Consider the following 18,790-nt stretch of genomic DNA (forward strand, 5'->3'; position numbering starts at 1 on the left):
ATGGACAGGGGGATATTCATCCAGAAGGCCCAGCGCCAGCCGGGTCCTTCGGTGAACCAGCCACCCAGCAGTGGTCCCAGGACTGCGGAAAGCCCGAAGACACCACCCATGACACCCATATAGCGGCCACGTTCACGCGCTGGAACCACATCAGCGATGATCGCCTGGGAGAGAATCATCAGGCCACCGCCGCCGATACCCTGCACACCACGGCCGATGATCAGCCAGGTCATGGAGCCGGCCAGGCCACCGATGATGGAACCGGCCAGGAAGATCACCAGGGCACCGATGAACAGGCCCTTACGTCCCACCAGGTCACCCAGTTTGCCGTAGATCGGCAGCATGATGGTCTCAGCCAGCAGGTAGGCGGTGATCACCCACATCATGTGGTCCACCCCGCCGAGTTCACCGACGATGGTGGGCAGGGCGGTGCCGAAGATCATCTGGTCCAGGGAGGCCATCATCATGGCCACCATCAGGGCGCTGAGGATCCACCAGACTTTCTTCTGCTCTTCCGGGGTCATGGAGGAAGGAGCTTTTTCCTTCTTCTTCCGACCTTTGCGGCCTTTGCGATCAGATGCGGTATCCAGAACCGCATGAGCAGCAACACCAGCCTGTGCCACTGATTCCCCCTCTGGGGAGGGGTATGAGAGTTGTTGAGACATTAGTCGTTTGTTTCCTTGAGATGGTCTTCCCGGATGAAGAAGAGGAGGGCTGCAGCCAGCACGGCGATCGGCACCAGGGCCAGGAAGATCGGAGTGAGGGCGTCGTTATAGGAGAGCTGGATGGCTTCGCGGATCGCTGCGGGCAGGTTTTCCAGCAGTTGTGGGGTGAGGTTCTGCGCACCGGAGAAATCACCCATGGATTCAGCGAAGGCGGCGCCTTCCTTACCCATGGATTCCACTGCTGCAGGCACATTCTCGGTGAAGCGGCTGCTCAGGTTGGAGATGAACAGTCCACCGATGAGTGCGGAACCAACGGCACCACCGATCTGGCGGAAGAAGTTGTTGGCACCGGTGGCGGTTCCCACCATGGTGATCGGGAAGGAGTTCTGCACGATGAGCACCAGGATCTGCATGGCCATGCCCAGGCCCAGGCCGAAGACGAAGAAGTACACGCCGATCAGCCACAACGGGCTGCCTGGGGTCAAGGTGGACAGCAGGGTCAGGGCACCGATCATGATGATCATGCCGGCGAAGGGGAACCACTTGTACTTACCGGTCTTGGACACCACGCTACCCACGGTGATGGAGGTGCCGATCAGGCCGATCATCATCGGGATGAGCATGAGTCCTGCCTGGGTGGGGTTCAGGCCATGGACCATCTGCAGGTAGGTGGGCATATAGGCGATGGTGCCCATCATGAACAGGCCGACACCGATGCCGGCAACGGCGGTGAGTACGAAGTTACGGTTTTTGAACAGTCCCATCGGTACCAATGGGTCAACAGCACGGCGTTCAATGAACACGAAGATGATGGCAGCCACGATCGCGGTGATGATCATGCCGATGATCATGGCGGAGTTCCAGGCGTATTCATTACCACCCCAGGTCACGGTCATGACAGTTGCGGTGGTGGCGATCGCCATGAACACACCGCCGGCCCAGTCGATGGTGACCTTGCTGCGTTCGCGCTTAGGAAGTTTCAGGAAGACTGCAATGGCGATGAAGGCGAGCACACCCAGTGGCACGTTGAACCAGAGTCCCCAGCGCCAGCCGGGACCATCGGTGAACCAGCCACCCAGCAGTGGGCCAAGAACAGAGCTGAGTCCGAAGACGGAACCCATGATGCCCATGTACTTGGCGCGTTCACGTGCCGTGGTCACATCAGCCAGGATCGCCTGGGAGAGAATCATCAGGCCACCGCCGGCGATACCCTGCAGGGCACGGGCAGCAATCAGGAGGGTCATGGTCTGGGCGAGTGCGCCCATGATGGACCCTGCGACGAACAGGGCGATGGCACCCATGAACAGGTACTTGCGGCCGAACTGGTCGCCCAGCTTGCCAAAAACCGGCAAGGAGATCGTTTGTCCCAGCAGGAAGGCGGTGATCACCCAGGTCATGTGGTTCACGCCGCCAAGCTCACCGACGATTGTGGGCAGTGCGGAGCCGAAGATCATCTGGCCGAGTGAGCTGAGCAGCATGGTCAGCATCAGCGCACCGATGATCAGCGGCAGCTTGGTTTTCTCTACTGTACTGGCAGTTTCGCCCTGAGCCGCAGAGACGTGTGCTGCTGGAGCACCGTTTTTGGACAGTGTGGTTACGGGACGTTCAGCGTTACGTAGTACGTCAGAGTCCTTTGCTGGTTCAGTCATGTGGTTTGTCCGCCTTTGAGAAGAAAAATATTAGTGAGCGCGTCATGGCAGCAGGTCCTGAAATCTGCCGCTCCGATGCTGTCATCGTCGTGCCAGGCACGACTACCTTGATATACCGCGATCAGGAGTACACCGACCGTGGTGATTGCCTCAGATTCAGGGCTGTCCTGAAGACGTTGGGAACTGGGCCAGCGTCGCAGATACTCTGCAACAAGGCCCTCGATCCCGGCGCGTGCCTGGTGCACCTTGGTGAAGTGATGCATGGCCAGATCGGGATGATCCGAGCGAATGCATTTGCGACGCTTCTTGATGTCCTCCGGCAGACCAGGGCCACTGTGGTCATGGTCGCCGAACATCTGGATCATCAGGTCGAGTGCAGCATTGAGAAGGTCATCGTGCTCTGTGGCGAGAAAAGTGTCGTGTTCTTCCTCAGTGGGCATGCGTGGGCCGGGGCCGACGACAGCTACTTCCTTGGATTCCACGTAGTTGAAGAAGGTGCGTTTTGAGATACCTGCCCCAGCACAGATGTCCTCAACCGTGACATCGTCAAAACCACGCTCAAGCACGAGCCGGGTGGCGTTATCTTCGATCGCCTCCAGGGTCTGCTGGCGTTTGAGTTCACGGAGTGAGGGCTGTTCTGGAATGGTCACTCCAGTAAACCTAGTGCAAGTTTGCACCCAGTGCAATATTGCACTGAGTGAAATTAGTCAGCTGTCACGACCCCAGCGATGTAGCTCACATCAGAGTCAAAGCATAAAAAATCCCCTGCAAAAAGCAGGGGAGCAATACTTGTCGACGCCGGTGACAGCAGCGCTGAAACTTACCAGCCGCCGTTACCGCTGAGAATGTTCTGGATCTGGGGACGGACATCCCACCAGTACAGGCCGATGATAACCATGCCGATCCAGGTGAGGAAGGGCAGACCCAGGACAAGAGCGAAACCGGAGACACCGAGCAGGGCCGTCCAGATCAGCTTGCTCTGACGTCCTGCAACCTCAAAAGCATCTTCACGGGTGGTGGCCACCAGGAAGGCACCGATGAAACCTGCCAGGGCAATGACAAAGTAGATTCCCTGGATGGTCCAACTGGTGATACTGAAAAGCAGTGAAAAATCCATAACCTATGCTTGTGCTTTCTTGTTTTTAAATGCGGGGATCCTGGGTGCCTTCCGGATTCGGAATGACTTCACCGTCAATGATATCGGTTCCACCCTCATTTGTAGATTCTGCATTATCCACACGGGCTGCGTCACGTTCAGCCTTCTTGGCACGAACCTTATCCACGGTGTCATCCACCTTGTCCCGGGAGGTTTCCACCACGGAGCCAAAAGCACTCTTGGCTGATACTGCATCCTCAGAATCCTTGACTTCGTTGACAGCAGACTTCACAGAGCCGGCAACGCTTTTGAGGAAGGAGCCTGCGTCCTTGGCAAAGTCTTTGCCCACCTCCAGGTAATCATCACGGGAGTCAGCATCCTTCAAGGATCCCCTGGCCTCAGAGACATCCGCCTTGAACTTGTCCAAGCCTTCGCCCTTGTCATCGGTGAGGTCCTCACGGACCTTCTTCACCACCTTACTGCTCAGGCCACCCAGTGCGGAGCCTGCCTTACCCAGCTTGCCCAGAACAGAATCCTTTTGTGGCTCACCTGAAGTGTTGTCCGGGGTGTTGTTCTCAATCATTGTTTTCTCCTCTGCGCATTCACATCAGGCCGGCAATGCTCGGCCCCTGATACCTCTTAAGCGCCGAACATCAGATGAGACACAGTGTAAATGGCTAAACCCGCCAGCGCACCCACTACCGTGCCGTTGACACGAATCCACTGCAGATCCTTACCCACCATCAACTCAATTTTATCGGATGCTTCATCCGCATCCCAGCGTTCAATGGTCTCAGAAATGATGCCGGTGACCTCGGGTGCGTAGTTGTCAGCCAGGAAGGCTGCCGCGCCGGTGATGCGTTTATCCAGGCCAACACGGAGTTCTTCATCATTGAGCACACGCTCACCCCAACGCACAGACAATTCAGCAACCTTGCGGCGCAGGATGGAGTCTGGATCAGAGGCTGCCTCAATCAGTGAGGCAGATGCTGAGGCCCAGATGGTCGGGGCTGCCTGGGTGATGGCACTGGAGCCCATGACATCACGTTTGATCTCCTCTACCTTGGTGATCATCCCGGCGTCATATTGCAGGTCATTGGCCAGCTTATTCAGGAAACGGCGCAGGGACTGGCGTGCCTCATGCTCCGGGTCAGCAGCCACAGCCTCGGTGAACTGGATCAGCTCGCGGTAGACCTTGTCGCCGACCAGTTCATTGACAAACTTCGGCGCCCAGATCGGACGGCGCTCATCCAGCAGCTTAGTGATCAGCTCTTCAGAACCCAGGGCCTTCTTGTGCAGCCAGAGCGATAGTTCCTGCACCACCGGTTCCGCCTTGCCCTCAGCAATGAGTTGCTCCAGCAGACGCCCGGCCGGTGGACCCCAGGCAGGTTCTGCCAACTTATCGATCAATGCGGAGTTGATCACGGCTTCTGCATCCTTGGGATCAATCGCCTTGATGATATTGGCCGTCAGTTTTCCGGCTTCACGTGACACAATCTCACCGTTGTCCGGCTGGGACAGCCACTCCCCTGCCCGCTCCGGGATCTGCGCCTGTTGGACCTTCTCCGTGATCAGCTGGGCATTGAGGAAGTTATCACCCACAAAGCCACTCAAGGCCACACCCAGCTCATCCTTCTTCTTGCGGATCAACGCAGTGTGTGGAATCTTCAGCCCCATCGGGTGGCGGAAGAGTGCGGTAACCGCGAACCAGTCAGCCAGACCACCGATCATGCCGGCCTCAGATGCTGCCCGGACAAAACCCACCCATGCGGCAGTGTCGCCCGGGCGGGTCTCCACATAACGACAGAGTAGATAGATCACGGCAGCAAAAATCAGCAGACTCAGCGCAAAGGCTTTGTGCTTGCGTAAGGCACTTCGACGCTGCTGCTCCACCTCAGCAGAAGGACCTGGGACAGCCAGTGGCTCAGCCAAGGCTTCAGGTGAGGCAGAAACAGTATCGGGCAGTTGGTGTTTTCCCATGAAGCCATTATGGACTTTTCTTGACCCCCTCGGCACTTCACAGGACTAGCCTGGAGAAATATGACTCAGAAACTGTCACTGGAAGGGGTACGTGGACTCCGACTGATCGCGCAGTTACTTGCGGATTCCACAGCCCTGCCGCGCACCACCTCGCAGGGTTCTGCCGTGGGTGTGGCCAAACATATGTTGGCCATGCAGGCACAGAACCGTAATGCCTCCTTAGAGGCCATTGACATCCGTTCGCAAGCCCCCGGTCTGGCGGCCAAGGCACTCAAGAATTCACTGATCATCCGCAGCTGGAGCCAACGTGGCACCCACCAGGTCTTGGCCGCTGAGGATGTCCGGTGGATGACACGGTTGTGCTCACCACGGATTGTGGCAGCCTCTGAGAAACGCCAAACCCAGCTTGGCCTTGATCCCGCTGCTTCAGAGCGCGCCCATGACATCCTCGCCGAACATGCTGCCACGGCCCTGGTGCCACGTTCCAAGGCCTATGAGCTCTTTGCTTCTGTAGGTGTGGATCCCAGTGAGGGCCGGGGCCAGCACCTGCTGCGACGCTTCGGTGGTCAGGGAGATATCGTGCAGGGCCCACCCCAGGGACGGGAGGACACCTTCGTGCTCCTGGATTCCGTCTGCCCATTATCGATTGCCCTTGAGGGTGACGCGGCACTGGAGGAAATGACTCTTCGGTATTTCCGTTCCCGGGGTGCGGCAACAGCCAAGGATCTGCAGTGGTGGACGGGGCTAACACTTGCCCAGGTCAAGCGCGGTATCGCCGTGGCAGAGGCGTCCAAGGAGATCCAGCCGGCTGAAGGCCCCCACACTGAAGCCATGTGGATCCCCACCTACGCCGCAGATGTCACCGAGAACGAGATCACAGCTGCACTGGAGAAGTCGCTGTTGCTTCCCACCTTTGATGAATATCTGCTGTCCTATACCGGCCGGCACCACGTGATGGATATTGCCCAGCACCACACCGCCATCGGTCCAGGCAAGAATGGTCTTTTCAAACCCTTCCGGCTGGTCAATGGTGAAGCTCTCCCCCGGGAGATCTGAACCGCTTATAGGCCAGCGCTCACTGCTTGTCCCACGTTGAGCATCAGCACAAGGCTTCGCTGTTGCACCGGATAGTCACCGGTGTAGATACCGATGGTGATGCGGATCAGGTTGAACACCACCAGGGTGGTGATCAGTGCCGAGATGACAATCACGATCTTGTTGCGCATGGCCCCCAACCTAACCCACCTGAGAAAAAGCCACACCCGCCAACGCTCTGGGTGAGAGTGTTGGCGGGTGTGGTGGAGGTGCCTTCCCTGCCTTCTACTTAAAAGGCAGGGAAACTGGTTTTCCAGTGTTACTGGGTACGACCGGTCTCCTTGACGTAGCGGTGGTACGGCGCACGGCCAACCTTGATCAGGAGGGCGCCGGCGACACCAAGCACCACGGCGAAGACCACACCGATGATGATGTAGAGCGTCCAGTGTTCCTGCTGCTGTCCAACAGAGTTGGATGCGATGCCGAAGAGGATGGCGCCCACACCGGCAAGCGCGGAGAGCAACAGGCCCATGCCGGTCCACGTGCTGGCGCGCTCCAGGGAGGAGTGCGGAGCTACGTAACTCACCGGGGTGTAACCCTCGATGTAGTTCATGCGCTCAGGAGCGGACTTGATATAAGTCGCGTGAGTTTGGGAAGACATGGCGTTCACTCGTCTTTCTTGTTGTTATGAAGCCGTTGAATCGGAATTCTTGTGGATTACAGCTTAGTTGTCTTTGCCGCGGAACGCTGCACGCGCACGTTCCTTGGTGACAGCTGCCACAGCGGTGAGTGGAATACCTGCAGGACAGACATCGGCGCACTCGCCGTAGAGGGAGCAGTGGCCGAAGTTGGTTTCCATCTCATCGATCATCTTAGTGGCACGCAGTCCACGCTCTTCCTTGCCCAGGGGCAGGAGGGAGAGGTGAACGAGCTTGGCGCCGGTGAACAGGTGCGCTGCACCGTTCGGGCAGGCTGCCACACAGGCACCACAGCCGATGCAGGCTGCGTGGTCAAGTGCGAGCTCAGCGGTCTGGTGGTTCAGGTGCAGGGTGTCGGCATCTGGTGCGGTGCCGGCGTTGAGGGTGATGTAGCCGCCCTCTTCCATGACGCGGTCCAGTGCGGAGCGGTCGACGACCATGTCCTTGATGACCGGGTATGCGGCGTTGCGCAGTGGCTCGATCTTCAGGGTGTCGCCATCGTTGTAGCTCACCAGGCGCTGGGAACAAGCAGGCTTGTTCTGGTCAGCGCCGTGTGGGCGGCCGTTTACCAGCAGTCCACAGGTGCCGCAGATACCTTCGCGGCAGTCAGAGGCAAAAGCGAAAGGCTCTTTACCCTCTTCGATGAACTTGTTGTTTACGTGGTCAAGCAGCTCCAGAATGGACATCTGCGCGACGGCGTCATCGACGTTGACCGTCTCAAACTTTCCTTCAGCCGTCGGGCCTGCCTGACGCCAGATCTCAAGTGTCAGTTTCATTACTTGTAGTTCCTTGTCTGCAGCGGGATGGACTCGAAGAACAGAGGCTCAGCGTGGCGGACGAAGGTTCCGTTCTCGCCTGGCTCCCATGCGGAAACAAAGCACCAGTTCTCATCGTCACGTTCTGCTTCGCCGTCCTCAGAGAGGTGGTCATCGCGGAAGTGTGCACCACAGGACTCGTCGCGGTCAAGTGCGTCAACGCACATGAGCTCGCCGAGGTCGATGTAGTCAGCAACGCGTGCTGCGTACTCAAGTACCTGGTTCATCTCATCAGGGGAACCGGTGATGCGCATGTTCGCCCAGAAGTCCTCCCGGAGTGCGCGGATCTTGGCGATGCCGTCCTGCAGGTCCTTGACATTACGTGACACACCACAGGAGAAGTACAGGATCTCACCGAGCTGGCGGTGGTAGTAATCCGGTCCGTGTGGGTTGTCGCCGCGGATGTTCATCAGCTTATCGATGCGTGCTTGCGCACGCTCGAGAGCTGCCTGGGCCTCTGGAGCGTCCTCGGAGAGGCGCTCCTGTCCGAGCAGAGGTCCAAGGTAGTTCGGGATGGTGAACGGCAGGGTGAACCAGCCGTCAACCGATGCGGAGAGCAGGGAGTTTGCACCCAGGCGGTTCGCACCGTGGTAGGTCCATGATGCCTCGCCTGCTGCGAACAGACCTGGCAGAGAAGTCATCTCATTGAAGTCGGTCCACAGGCCACCCATGGTGAAGTGGCAGGTCGGGGCAATACGCATCGGGGTGGTGTATGGATCCTCACCGATGGCCTCTTCGTACATGACGAAGAGGTTGGAGTAACGCTCGCGGATGGTGTCAACACCGAGACGCTCGATGGCATCGCGGAAGTCGAGGAATGCGGCGTTCTTCAGTGGGCCGACACCGAGACCGGCGTTGATCTGCTGGGAGATCGCTCGTGATGCAACGTCACGTGGGACGAGGTTGCCGAATGCCGGGTAGCGACGCTCGAGGAAGTAATCGCGCTCTTCCTCGGGGATGCTGTTTGGATCGCGCTCGTCGTTCTCATTCTTCGGAGACCAGATGCGGCCGTCATTACGCAGCGACTCAGACATCAGGATGGTCTTCGACTGCCAGGTGGAGTTAACCGGCAGGCCAGTTGGGTGGAACTGGATGAAGGATGGGGATGCGAGGTAGGCGCCGGCTTCGTAGGCACGCATGATGGCCGAGGCGTTGGAGTTCTTCGCCAGGGTGGACATGTGGTACACGTTGCCGTAGCCACCGGTTGCCAGGATCACGGCGTGTCCGGTGTGAGCAGAGAGCTCACCGGTGATCAGGTTGCGCATGATCAGGCCTTCGCAGCGCTTCTCACCGTTGCGTTCGGTGACGATGACGTCGACCATCTCGTTGTGGGTGAACATTTCCACGGAACCGAGGTGGATCTGACGCTGCAGGGAGCTTGCTGTGGACAGCTGAAGCTGCTGACCGGTCTGTCCACGGGTGTAGTAGGTACGGGAGACCTGCACACCACCGAAGGAACGGGTTGCCAGTGCGCCGCCGTATTCACGGGCGAATGGTGCACCGATGGCGTTCATGTGGTCGATAACGCGTGCTGACTCGATGGCCAGACGCCAGCAGTCGGACTCGCGGCAACGGTAGTCGCCGCCCTTGACGGTGTCCTTGACGTGGCGGTAGGCGCTATCGTTGTCCACCTTCTTGCCGCGGGCGGAGTTAACGCCACCCTGTGCAGCAATGGAGTGAGCACGACGTGGGGCATCGTGATAGGTGTATGCCTTGACGTCATAACCGAGCTCGCCAAGTGCTGCGGCTGCCGCGCCACCGGAGAGTCCGGTGCCGACGACGAGCACGCTGAACTTGCGGCGGTTCAGTGGGGAGACCAGGTTCATGTGGTCTTTGTTGTAGTCCCACATGTCCTTGGATGGGACACCGGTTGGTTCAGCAGCGTCGAGGACGGTACCTGCGCTGACCTCTGGCAGAACGGAAACCGGGTGGTTGAACTCCGGACGCTGGGTGGTTTCAGTGTGAGTTGTCATTGAGAGTATTCCTACCTTCTACCTAGCTAATCCAGCCGACTGCGATGGCGAACGGAATGGAAATGTTGCCGATCAGGACCAGGGCAGGAACGATGTATGCAACTGCCAGCAGGATTGACCTCCAGCGACGGCCGGTGATGCCGAGGTCGCTGACAGCAAGCCAGATGCCGTGGGACAGGTGCAGGAACAGAACCAGGTTCGCAATGATGTACCAGATTGCGACAGGCCAGCGGCTGAAGCTGGCGATCAGGTTTGCGTAGACAGCTCCATGCTCGAAAGCCTCTGGTGCAGCTGGCGCAACACCGACGGTCAGATCGAGGATGTGGAAAATGATGAACGCAAGCAGGACAATGCCGGTGACCAGCATGGTGCGAGTTGCGAAAGAGTTATAACCACCCATGAGGCCGGTGCGACGGAACTTGCCGCGGGACTTCTGGGAGCGGGCGGTCAGCGCGAATGCACAGTAGATGTGCAGCACGAGGGCCACCAGCAGGATGATTCGCAGAACCCACAGGATGGATTCATAAGGGAAGAGCGGCGAACCGATCTCACGCAAGAACGAACCATATACATCGATTTGACGCTCACCCGGATATGCGGAGTTGGCTCCGTAATCCGGCATGAAGAACTTCAGGTTTCCGATCATGTGAACAAGAACGAAGCCGCCGAAGATAAGGCCAGTGATGGCCATGGTCAGCTTCATTGCCCATGTCGGGTATCCGGGACGCTCACGCAGCGCCTCCGTCGTGATTTTTCCGTGACGGATTGCCTCACGGTTGGGATTTCTAACAGTCATGGCACCTCCAGTGTCAGGATCACTGTACTTCGGGCCGCTGGCGATTAACTAGTTATGAAGTGGTCGCCTCAGAGTGACAAAGACCAGCACAGGCACTTGCCCCCAGGGGTTTTAGGGTAGCCTCACCTCGTAGCCCTTTCCGGCACGCGCACCATCGGGCGATCTACCTGCATGAACGTGGGCGATATCCTACATTTCCGCAGGTAAGTGAGCTTGCTCACAGAAAAGTATTTCCTGGCGATATTAACCCCGTTTGGTATCAACCGAAAAGATTAGTTGGGCATCCATCTTTCCCATTTTGGGAACTTTTCCCAGGTGAGGAAGATTAGGCACAGGTGGAAACCAACCCCTACCCCAGCCCCCTTGGCAGCTTTGCCAGACACTCCCCCAGCAAGCCCTTGGCATACCCCGGAAACTATCACCGGGAACATGCACCAAAACCGAAACCCCCTCCCACAACCGCCACCAATCCCGGCCCCACATCAGAACCTCACGGACACTTCCCACCACCGGAAATACGCAAGCTTGCAACATTCCCATGCCAAGGGTGGTTAAGGTGACAGCCATCACGCTATAGTCATGCCATGGGAAAGACATATGTGGGGTCCAGGCTGCGACAACTTCGCCGCGAACGCGACCTTAGCCAGGCTTCTTTAGCTGCAACGCTCGGGTTATCTGCAAGTTATGTGAATCAGATTGAACATGACGTCAGACCGCTCACCGTTCCGGTGCTGCTCAGAATCACCGAAGCCTTCGGTGTTGATGCCACATTCTTCTCCCGCGATGATGATTCCCGCCTCCTGGCGGAAGTCCAGGATGTGATGCTGGACAGGGAGATCAACCCCTCCAGCGTTGAGCTACAGGAATTATCGGAGATGGTCTACAACCATCCGCAGCTGGCACGTGCCATGGTGGAGATGCACCGCCGCTACCGCAATGTCCGTGACAAGCTCTCCATCGCCGTGGACAACCGGCATAACTCCCCCGAGGAACGCCGCCCCATCGCGGAAGCTGTGAGCATGCCTCATGAGGAGGTCCGTGACTTCATCTACGCCCGCCAGAACTACTTTGATTCCCTGGACCGCCGTGCTGAGACCATTGCCTCACAGCTGGGCTGGCAGCCCTATGACTCCCGTGCCATGGAAGACGCCATCAGCAGGCGCCTCCAGCTGGAACATGATGTCAAGATCATGACCAATGCGGAAGAGTCCGGAGTGCTCCACCACTTCAACCCAGAAACCAGGATCCTCACCGTCCATGCACGTCTGACACCAGGACAGAAGGCCTTCCGTCTGGCCACCGAACTTGGCTACCTGGAGGCCAATGACCTCATCGAGGGCATCGTGGATGACGGCCACTGGTCAACACCTGAGGCCCGCACCCTGGCTATCCGTGGTGTTGCTTCCTACTTCGCCGCCGCGGTCATGCTGCCCTATCAGATCTTCCATTCAGAAGCTGAGAAGTCCGGTTATGACATCGAGTACTTAGGCCAGGTCTTCGGTGTGGGTTATGAAACTACCGCACATCGCCTGTCCACCCTGCAGCGCCCGAATCTGCGTGGCATTCCCTTCACCTTCGTGCGTGTAGACCGCGCCGGCAATATGTCCAAGCGACAGTCCGCCACCGGTTTCCACTTCACCCACTACGGCGGTACCTGCCCGCTGTGGAATGTGTTTGAGACCTTCACCAATCCGGGTCAGGTGCTGCGCCAATTCGCGCAGATGCCCGACGGCCGGAACTACCTGTGGATCTCCCGCACCGTGCGCCACCATGAGGCCCGCTTTGGGGATACCGGCAAGCTCTTTGCCATTGGTTTGGGTTGTGAGGCCCGCCATGCGGACCGCACCATCTATTCCCGTGGTTTCAACCTGCTGGATCTGTCCACCGCCACCCCCATCGGTTCTGGTTGTCGCGTGTGTACCCGCGACAACTGCGCGCAGCGCGCCTTCCCCTCAGTACACGGGCCGATCAATATTGATGCGCATGAATCCACGGTGGCGCCTTATTAGAGTGCTTGTCGACGAAAAGAGCAGAGCGATCGTGCCCCTCCCCCAGTGTTGGTGAGGAGGGGCGTTTCGTTGGATCTTTGTTGCTCAGTGGTCAGCGATGTCCGCGTACTGCCCACCGGTGGCCTGCAGGACATCATCGGGCACCATGATCAAGGACCAGCCACGGCGTCCTGCACTGATATAGATCTTTTCCTGCAGGATGGCGGATTCATCCACAAACACCCGGTGGGGATGTTTCTGCCCGATCGGTGAGATCCCACCCGGCACATAACCGGTGACTACCTGAGCACGGGAGCGGTCCATCATCTGTGCACGCTTGGCATTGCCCGCTTTGGCAAGCTTCTTGAGGTTCAAGGTGGTGTCAGCCGGCACGATGGCCACCACATGCTCCCCATCGACCTCAGCCATGAGCGTTTTGAACACGGTGGCGGGATCCACACCCATGGCCTCGGAGGAATCGAGAGCGAACCCCTTGGTGTTCTTCAGATCCACATCATGAATATCCAATTCATAGGGAATGTTCTCTGCTGTGAGTTTCGCCAACGCCGGTGTGGCTGCGCTGTTATCTACCTTCTTTGCCATGGTCAAAAATTCTAGTACTCCATACAAGAAGCCCAGTTTTCACATCGCTGTGAAAACCGGGCTGTGGATTGGATGGTATTTAAAGCAAACCTTAGAAGTTGATCATGTGTCCGCCAACACCGTGTGCGGCTTCCTTGACAGCCTCAGACAGGGTCGGGTGGATGTGGACAGTACGGCTGATCTCTTCAGTGGTGAGATCCCAGTTCTGCGCCAGAACCAACTCGTTGAGCAGTTCGGAAGCATTCGGGCCAACCAGGTGCGCACCCAGCAGCTCACCGAACTCAGCGTCAGCAACAATCTTGGCGAAACCTTCGGTTTCAGCCAGGCCGACGGCCTTGCCGTTTGCGGAGAATGGGAAGGTGGAAACCTTGATCTCACGGTCTGCCCACTTCTCCTTGGCCTGCTCTTCGGTGTAACCGAAGGAGGCAACCTGTGGGTTACAGAAGGTGGCGCGAGGCATCATCATGTAGTCGCCCAGTTCCTGGGTTTCTGCACCGGCGATGGTTTCGGCAGCGACGATGCCCTGAGCCTCGGCGACGTGTGCCAGCTGCAGCTTGGCGGTGACGTCACCGATTGCGTAGATGTTGTCCACGTTGGTGCGCATGTAGTCATCGATGGCGATGGCACCACGCTCGGTGAGCTTGACACCGGTGTTCTCCAGGCCGAAGCCCTCAACACGTGGACGGAAGCCGACGGACACGAGAACACGGTCAACGGTGAGGGTCTCAGTCTTTTCTGAGCCCTTCTTCTGGTAATCAACCTCGACGGAATCGCCATTGTCACGCACAGCGGTGGTGGCATGGCCTGGGAGGAGCTTGACGCCCATCTTCTTGTAGGCCTTGGCGATGACCTTGGAGACCTCTGCGTCTTCGTTCGGGAGAACGCGGTCCATGAATTCGATGACGGTTACGTCAACGCCGTAGTTGCCCAGGACGTAGGCGAACTCCATGCCGATCGCGCCGGCGCCGACGATGACCATCTTCTTCGGGGCGACGGGGTTGAGGATCTGCTCCTCATAGGAGACCACGTTCTCTGAAAATTCAACGCCACGGAGGGAGTTGACCACAGAACCGGTGGCGATGATGCAGTCATCAAAGGTGATGGTCTTACCAGCATCCTTGCCATCGGTGATCTCGATGCTCTTTGCATCCTTGAAAGACCCAAGACCATTAATTTCAGTGATCTTGTTCTTCTTCATCAGGTAGTGGATACCACCGACGATCTTGTCTGAGACGCCACGGGAACGCTTGTGTGCGTCCTCGTAGTTGAAGGTAACTTCGCCATTAATGCCGAAGGTCTTCTTCTCATGGGTGAAGATATGGGCAACCTCAGCGTTTTTGATAAGCGATTTGGAAGGGATGCAGCCCACATTCAGGCAGACACCGCCCCAGTACTGCTTCTCAATAACGGCAACCTTCTTGCCAAGCTGGGATGCGCGAATGGCAGCGACATAGCCACCAGGGCCAGCGCCGAGTACAACAACGTCATAATGTTCAGTCACGGTTTCAACAATACGTGTTTAAGGTGTCATTGTCGTGCATCCGGGGGCACTTGATTTCCTGCACTTAAATTTAAAGTAAAAGAAAAGTAAAAACACCCACATCCGGACCCAAATGAGTCCGGAAACGTGGGTGTTTTATGCACGGTTTGAGCACCGTGTGAGCTTAGAACAAGCCAATGGCGTGGGAAAGGTTGCTGGATGCAGAGGATCCAGCATGCAGGCCATAGCCCAGGATTTCATTGATGAAAAAGATGATCTGTTCATGGATTGGCATTGCTGACCGTCCTTAGAAAATTTACGTGAACCAACTATCTGCTGATTCAGCCTATGGCAGGAAACCATTACCGGAAGTAAGGAATGGAGTACTCTACAAAACTTCTAACGCTCCGACCCGCCTAGATGTTAACACTGCAACCATTATTTTCTCTCATGAGAATAAGTCGCCCTATATCAGCAACTTAGCTAGCGCTAAAGTTTCAGATTTAGCATGCACAGGAAGTAAATCAAAATAAATATTAACATTTTTCGGTGAGTTAGGACACGGTCGCTCGCTGTCAATTAGTTGTGAAACACGGGGGTGAGCAGGTGTAGTGAAACTCGGATTAACTAACAATCGCTGACTGCATCACAGTCCGATTGGAAATATTGTCGGGGGTGTTAGTGATGTTGAACGTCACCTCCATCGGTGGTTGAGCCACCACCGGTGGCCTGTACCGATAGCGAGCAGGATGAGCTGCATAGAGTGCCTGCCTGGCCTGATTGCGCACTGCCCACTGCCCCTTCCAGGTATTGGTGAGTAACTGGTCCGGGGTGAAATGCGCCAACCCTGGGTGATACCGGATTGTGTTGTAAAACCTCACCCACCCCGTCACCCACTGATGTGCGTGGGCATAATCATCAAAGACCTTGGGGTAGGTGGCATCACCTTTCAGCGTGGAAAAAGATGACTCAATATGGGGATTATCATCACTGATATGCGGACGGGAATATGACCGCTGCGCCCCAATCTCACGACAGATTTTCTTTACTGCAGTCGATTTCATGGTCCGTCCGTTATCGGAATGGATCGTCGAAATAGTAAAACCAGCAGCGCGGGCATCAGCACCAATCTGGCGAAATAGTGTGGCAGCTACGTTAGCATTCGGGCTGGTATCGATCTGCCACCCCACAATGGCCCGTGAATAAAGATCCAGCACACAGTGCAGCGCATACGACTGACCACGATGAAGACCTGGAAGGAAAGTAATATCCCACACCAGCGTCTCATACGGGGCAGTGGCATGTAATTGTGGTGGGTTGACCTGCGGTGTCGCAGCGTCGACCGGGGACCGGATCGGTGTGTAGCGGGTCGGGCATAACGCCGTATTCGCGATCCGGTAATAGCTACGCAGGCTGGCATAAGCATCACCTGAATCAAGGTGGTGATGAAAGACCTGGCTGACAGTGCGGGTGGGTGCCTGGTTGAGCTGGTCGGCTATTGCCTGGCGTTCCTGGTGGTTTAAGGCAATATCTGATCGGCGCTGGGCGTGCGGGATCGGGGTGGTGACACGGCGCCGGCCAGGGTGAAGACGGTGATGGAAACTAGACACCGCCAGACCCGTCCACGCACTGACCTTGAGCACAGTGAACTCTAAATCACGCAGAGTCTGGGTCAAGGTGGTGTCCATGGCGATGATCTCGTCGTAGTCCGCCTGGATGGTGGGATCTAGTTGTTTTCCACCCTGCCTGAGGGATCGCCATACTTGTGCAAGACGGTGATAGCTTTTCCCAGCGCATCAGCTGCCTTGTTGAGCCGGTCGTTTTCGGTGGTTTTGTCGGCGAGTTTCTTTTCATATCGGGTGGTTAACCGCTGGTTTTTTGCTTCAGCTTCTGCCAGTGCCTGGCGGAGTCTGGTGATTTCTTGGATGTGTTTTGTGGTCATGGTCCCAGTCTTGGCAGGGGAAAGGTGCCACTGTCGAGGTCGCCGTCGGCTAGTGCTGAAATCCAGGTGCGGATGATGCGGGAAGAAAGGCCAAGTGATTGCGCGTAGGCACCTTTGTTGCCTTTGGTCAGGGTGGCGTATTTCAGGGCGATGTCACGTTGTTGCTCGGGGGTGAAATCCTCGGATGTCAGATGTGAGGTTGTGCTCATGTGGGCTCCTTAGAACGTTTCACAAGGAGTCTGGCAGCTATTGCATTCAGCCTGGGAGTGGCGACTGCCCCTGAATTAAACAAGTGTGGCTTATCTATTCGGGGAACTGTTAACGTTGTGGCTCTAGGCTTCGATATGACTGTAAGACGGCTCTGTTTTTCAGTGCCACGGCGGGCTATCTAGCCCATTTTAGTTTATATTGTCGTTTATATGGGTGTGATAACGCCCGAAAAGTCCCGATCTGGCTGATTTTTGGCCTGTGGGTTCACCAACCATAACTTCACGAGGGAAAACATGAAGCTTCTTCGCCGCATTGCCGCGCCTATCGCGGCGCTGGGCATCGCCCTGTCCACCGTTGCAGTACCAAGCGTTGCAAATGCAGCCGAGCTGACCCCAGCCCAGGTTGCAGGTGACGCAACCCCCTCCACCATCACCGAGGGTGCAAAGCACACCGATCAGCCTGCTCCACGCTGGCGCGCATATGTCAACGCCAACAATGAGCGCGTCAAGGAAATGTGGGCTTACTCCGCCTCCATGGACCGAGATGTTCCGATGGTTGTCATCACCGCTGATGAATCTGCCGGTCCACGCCCAGTCATCTACATGCTCAATGGCGGCGACGGTGGCGAAGGTGCCGCCAACTGGGTTATGCAGACCGACATCATTGACTTCTACCTGGACAAAAACGTCAACGTTGTCATCCCCATGGAAGGTGCTTTCTCCTACTACACCGACTGGGTTCAGGAGAATGCCAACCTGGGTGGCAAGCAGATGTGGGAAACCTTCCTGGTGAAGGAACTCCCAGGGCCACTGGAAGCAGAGCTCAACGCTGATGGCCAGCGCGCCATCGCCGGCATGTCCATGTCCGCCACCACTTCTCTGCTGTTCCCTCAGCACTACCCGGGTTTCTATGATGCAGCTGCATCCTTCTCCGGTTGTGCAGCAACCTCCAGCATCCTGCCCTGGGAGTACCTCAAGCTGACCCTGGACCGTGGCAACGCCACCCCAGAGCAGATGTGGGGCCCACGTGGCGGTGCAGTCAACATCTACAACGATGCCCTGATCAACTCCGACAAACTGCGTGGCACCGCCCTCTACATCTCCAACGCCTCCGGCCTGGCTGGCCACTGGGAGTCCGCCAACAGCCCCCGCTTCGAAGGTCTGGATCAGGCATACCTGTCCCTGGCCATGACCGAGACCATCGTCACCGGTGGCCTGATCGAGGCAGCTACCAACAAGTGCACCCATGACCTCAAGGCCAAGCTGGACCACGCTGGCATTCCTGCCGACTGGAACCTGCGCCCAACCGGCACCCACTCCTGGGGCTGGTGGCAGGATGACCTCCGCGGCTCCTGGGATACTTTTGAGCGTTCCTTCGGACTGCAGAACGAAGGCGTTTAATAGCTTTTAGCCTCGACGGCACCTCACCTTTTGAAAGGTGGGGTGCCGTTTTTTATATCTATTCTGTCTTGAACCGAGATCAATCTCCTCTGGAGGTAGAGGGCCCCATCAAGGTTTTTCTTAATTATTAACGCTCCAACACCGCATGATCAATACGTGACAGGCCTTCATTGACCTCATAGGAGGTCGCGGTGATATCAGTTATCCCGAAGCCTGCCAACCGTGCGGTGTGTTTCTCCACATAGACCTGAGCACTTGCTTCATCCGCGAAAAGGTAGACACCACCAGCGACCTGTCGCTGTGGATCTTCCGTCCATACCTTCCAGATCAAGCCGTCTTGACCGGCGATGTCAGTGGCCAGATCAGCGTAGGCAGCCTCCGCATCAGCGCCGAAGGGGCCAGTAGAGGGGAATTCAAAAACCAGAAGTGTTGTCATGGTCCCGAGGATACGTGGGAACCG

Annotated in this window: 20 protein-coding genes; 3 read left to right on the forward strand and 17 right to left on the reverse strand. The window is 57.0% G+C overall.

Going from position 1 to position 18,790, the window contains the following annotated elements; genetic code table 11:
- The 6 genes from Q0M74_RS04035 to Q0M74_RS04060 form a co-directional block, all read right to left on the reverse strand.
- Positions 1-524 (reverse strand): MFS transporter (locus Q0M74_RS04035; RefSeq protein WP_293951795.1); only part of this gene is annotated, 524 nt, incomplete at its 3' end.
- A gap of 140 nt (positions 525-664) precedes the next feature.
- Entirely contained in the window at positions 665-2,314 is a 1,650-nt protein-coding gene (locus Q0M74_RS04040; protein WP_293951767.1) for an MDR family MFS transporter, read from the reverse strand.
- On the reverse strand, positions 2,311-2,964 hold the full coding sequence (locus Q0M74_RS04045) for a TetR family transcriptional regulator (protein WP_293951769.1): 654 nt from the start codon (positions 2,962-2,964) through the stop codon (positions 2,311-2,313). The genes Q0M74_RS04040 and Q0M74_RS04045 overlap by 4 nt, the downstream gene beginning before the upstream one ends.
- A gap of 170 nt (positions 2,965-3,134) precedes the next feature.
- Positions 3,135-3,431, reverse strand: a complete 297-nt coding sequence (locus Q0M74_RS04050; RefSeq protein ID WP_293951771.1) for a DUF2516 family protein — start codon at positions 3,429-3,431, stop codon at positions 3,135-3,137.
- A 25-nt stretch (positions 3,432-3,456) separates the two neighbouring features.
- Entirely contained in the window at positions 3,457-3,993 is a 537-nt protein-coding gene (locus tag Q0M74_RS04055) for a CGLAU_01105 family protein (protein ID WP_293951772.1), read from the reverse strand.
- Between the two features lie 56 nt (positions 3,994-4,049).
- Entirely contained in the window at positions 4,050-5,390 is a 1,341-nt protein-coding gene (locus Q0M74_RS04060) for a DUF445 domain-containing protein (RefSeq protein ID WP_293951773.1), read from the reverse strand.
- A 60-nt stretch (positions 5,391-5,450) separates the two neighbouring features.
- Here Q0M74_RS04060 and Q0M74_RS04065 point away from each other — a divergent pair, with 60 nt between their 5' ends.
- The gene (locus Q0M74_RS04065) at positions 5,451-6,446 is read left to right on the forward strand and encodes a winged helix DNA-binding domain-containing protein (RefSeq protein ID WP_293951774.1); all 996 of its coding nucleotides are present in this window, start codon (positions 5,451-5,453) and stop codon (positions 6,444-6,446) included.
- A gap of 5 nt (positions 6,447-6,451) precedes the next feature.
- Here the strand turns inward: Q0M74_RS04065 and Q0M74_RS04070 are convergent, their stop codons facing one another.
- The 5 genes from Q0M74_RS04070 to Q0M74_RS04090 all read right to left on the reverse strand — a co-directional run bounded on the left by Q0M74_RS04070 (position 6,452) and on the right by Q0M74_RS04090 (position 10,707).
- On the reverse strand, positions 6,452-6,616 hold the full coding sequence (locus Q0M74_RS04070; RefSeq protein WP_293951775.1) for a hypothetical protein: 165 nt from the start codon (positions 6,614-6,616) through the stop codon (positions 6,452-6,454).
- Between the two features lie 128 nt (positions 6,617-6,744).
- Positions 6,745-7,086, reverse strand: a complete 342-nt coding sequence (locus tag Q0M74_RS04075) for a hypothetical protein (RefSeq protein WP_293951776.1) — start codon at positions 7,084-7,086, stop codon at positions 6,745-6,747.
- A 63-nt stretch (positions 7,087-7,149) separates the two neighbouring features.
- Positions 7,150-7,899, reverse strand: a complete 750-nt coding sequence (locus Q0M74_RS04080; RefSeq protein WP_293951777.1) for a succinate dehydrogenase/fumarate reductase iron-sulfur subunit — start codon at positions 7,897-7,899, stop codon at positions 7,150-7,152.
- The gene (locus tag Q0M74_RS04085) at positions 7,899-9,911 is read right to left on the reverse strand and encodes a fumarate reductase/succinate dehydrogenase flavoprotein subunit (RefSeq protein WP_293951778.1); all 2,013 of its coding nucleotides are present in this window, start codon (positions 9,909-9,911) and stop codon (positions 7,899-7,901) included. Before Q0M74_RS04085 ends, Q0M74_RS04080 begins: the two co-directional genes overlap by 1 nt.
- 22 nt (positions 9,912-9,933) lie before the next feature.
- Entirely contained in the window at positions 9,934-10,707 is a 774-nt protein-coding gene (locus Q0M74_RS04090) for a succinate dehydrogenase cytochrome b subunit (protein ID WP_293951779.1), read from the reverse strand.
- Between the two features lie 584 nt (positions 10,708-11,291).
- On the opposite strand from Q0M74_RS04090, the gene ramB reads away from it, so the two are divergent.
- Positions 11,292-12,716, forward strand: a complete 1,425-nt coding sequence (gene ramB, locus Q0M74_RS04095) for an acetate metabolism transcriptional regulator RamB (RefSeq protein WP_293951780.1) — start codon at positions 11,292-11,294, stop codon at positions 12,714-12,716.
- A gap of 84 nt (positions 12,717-12,800) precedes the next feature.
- On the opposite strand, the gene ybaK is transcribed toward ramB, so the two are convergent.
- From ybaK to Q0M74_RS04120, 5 genes are all read right to left on the reverse strand, one after another.
- Positions 12,801-13,298 (reverse strand): Cys-tRNA(Pro) deacylase, encoded by a 498-nt coding sequence (gene ybaK / locus Q0M74_RS04100; RefSeq protein ID WP_293951781.1) that lies wholly within the window; start codon positions 13,296-13,298, stop codon positions 12,801-12,803.
- A gap of 91 nt (positions 13,299-13,389) precedes the next feature.
- Positions 13,390-14,799 (reverse strand): dihydrolipoyl dehydrogenase, encoded by a 1,410-nt coding sequence (gene lpdA / locus Q0M74_RS04105; protein WP_293951782.1) that lies wholly within the window; start codon positions 14,797-14,799, stop codon positions 13,390-13,392.
- A 602-nt stretch (positions 14,800-15,401) separates the two neighbouring features.
- Positions 15,402-16,466: a DDE-type integrase/transposase/recombinase gene (locus tag Q0M74_RS04110; protein ID WP_293951783.1), complete on the reverse strand. Its 1,065-nt coding sequence runs from the start codon at positions 16,464-16,466 to the stop codon at positions 15,402-15,404.
- A gap of 38 nt (positions 16,467-16,504) precedes the next feature.
- Positions 16,505-16,720, reverse strand: coding sequence for a hypothetical protein (locus tag Q0M74_RS04115; protein WP_293951784.1), 216 nt, complete (start codon positions 16,718-16,720; stop codon positions 16,505-16,507).
- Entirely contained in the window at positions 16,717-16,929 is a 213-nt protein-coding gene (locus Q0M74_RS04120) for a hypothetical protein (protein WP_293951785.1), read from the reverse strand. Before Q0M74_RS04120 ends, Q0M74_RS04115 begins: the two co-directional genes overlap by 4 nt.
- Positions 16,930-17,223: 294 nt before the next feature.
- Between Q0M74_RS04120 and Q0M74_RS04125 the strand changes: the two genes are divergently transcribed.
- Positions 17,224-18,330: an alpha/beta hydrolase family protein gene (locus Q0M74_RS04125; RefSeq protein WP_293951786.1), complete on the forward strand. Its 1,107-nt coding sequence runs from the start codon at positions 17,224-17,226 to the stop codon at positions 18,328-18,330.
- Between the two features lie 127 nt (positions 18,331-18,457).
- Here the strand turns inward: Q0M74_RS04125 and Q0M74_RS04130 are convergent, their stop codons facing one another.
- Positions 18,458-18,766 carry a monooxygenase gene (locus Q0M74_RS04130; RefSeq protein WP_293951787.1) on the reverse strand — a complete coding sequence of 103 codons (309 nt, stop codon included), beginning with the start codon at positions 18,764-18,766 and terminating at the stop codon, positions 18,458-18,460.
- Positions 18,767-18,790: the final 24 nt, after the last annotated feature.

It is taken from the genome of uncultured Corynebacterium sp., assembly GCF_945649885.1.
Taxonomy (GTDB): Bacteria; Actinomycetota; Actinomycetes; order Mycobacteriales; family Mycobacteriaceae; genus Corynebacterium.

What these genes read in the sequence shown, in the direction of transcription:
- Q0M74_RS04130 (WP_293951787.1), bottom strand. Translation starts at nt 18,766, where the DNA reads ATGACAACACTTCTGGTTTTTGAATTCCCCTCTACTGGCCCCTTCGGC.
- Q0M74_RS04055 (WP_293951772.1), bottom strand. Translation starts at nt 3,993, where the DNA reads ATGATTGAGAACAACACCCCGGACAACACTTCAGGTGAGCCACAAAAG.
- Q0M74_RS04050 (WP_293951771.1), bottom strand. Translation starts at nt 3,431, where the DNA reads ATGGATTTTTCACTGCTTTTCAGTATCACCAGTTGGACCATCCAGGGA.
- Q0M74_RS04115 (WP_293951784.1), bottom strand. Translation starts at nt 16,720, where the DNA reads ATGACCACAAAACACATCCAAGAAATCACCAGACTCCGCCAGGCACTG.
- Q0M74_RS04060 (WP_293951773.1), bottom strand. Translation starts at nt 5,390, where the DNA reads ATGGGAAAACACCAACTGCCCGATACTGTTTCTGCCTCACCTGAAGCC.
- Q0M74_RS04125 (WP_293951786.1), top strand. Translation starts at nt 17,224, where the DNA reads ATGAAGCTTCTTCGCCGCATTGCCGCGCCTATCGCGGCGCTGGGCATC.
- Q0M74_RS04075 (WP_293951776.1), bottom strand. Translation starts at nt 7,086, where the DNA reads ATGTCTTCCCAAACTCACGCGACTTATATCAAGTCCGCTCCTGAGCGC.
- Q0M74_RS04090 (WP_293951779.1), bottom strand. Translation starts at nt 10,707, where the DNA reads ATGACTGTTAGAAATCCCAACCGTGAGGCAATCCGTCACGGAAAAATC.
- ramB (WP_293951780.1), top strand. Translation starts at nt 11,292, where the DNA reads ATGGGAAAGACATATGTGGGGTCCAGGCTGCGACAACTTCGCCGCGAA.
- Q0M74_RS04070 (WP_293951775.1), bottom strand. Translation starts at nt 6,616, where the DNA reads ATGCGCAACAAGATCGTGATTGTCATCTCGGCACTGATCACCACCCTG.
- Q0M74_RS04065 (WP_293951774.1), top strand. Translation starts at nt 5,451, where the DNA reads ATGACTCAGAAACTGTCACTGGAAGGGGTACGTGGACTCCGACTGATC.
- Q0M74_RS04040 (WP_293951767.1), bottom strand. Translation starts at nt 2,314, where the DNA reads ATGACTGAACCAGCAAAGGACTCTGACGTACTACGTAACGCTGAACGT.
- Q0M74_RS04110 (WP_293951783.1), bottom strand. Translation starts at nt 16,466, where the DNA reads ATGGACACCACCTTGACCCAGACTCTGCGTGATTTAGAGTTCACTGTG.
- ybaK (WP_293951781.1), bottom strand. Translation starts at nt 13,298, where the DNA reads ATGGCAAAGAAGGTAGATAACAGCGCAGCCACACCGGCGTTGGCGAAA.
- Q0M74_RS04120 (WP_293951785.1), bottom strand. Translation starts at nt 16,929, where the DNA reads ATGAGCACAACCTCACATCTGACATCCGAGGATTTCACCCCCGAGCAA.
- Q0M74_RS04080 (WP_293951777.1), bottom strand. Translation starts at nt 7,899, where the DNA reads ATGAAACTGACACTTGAGATCTGGCGTCAGGCAGGCCCGACGGCTGAA.
- Q0M74_RS04085 (WP_293951778.1), bottom strand. Translation starts at nt 9,911, where the DNA reads ATGACAACTCACACTGAAACCACCCAGCGTCCGGAGTTCAACCACCCG.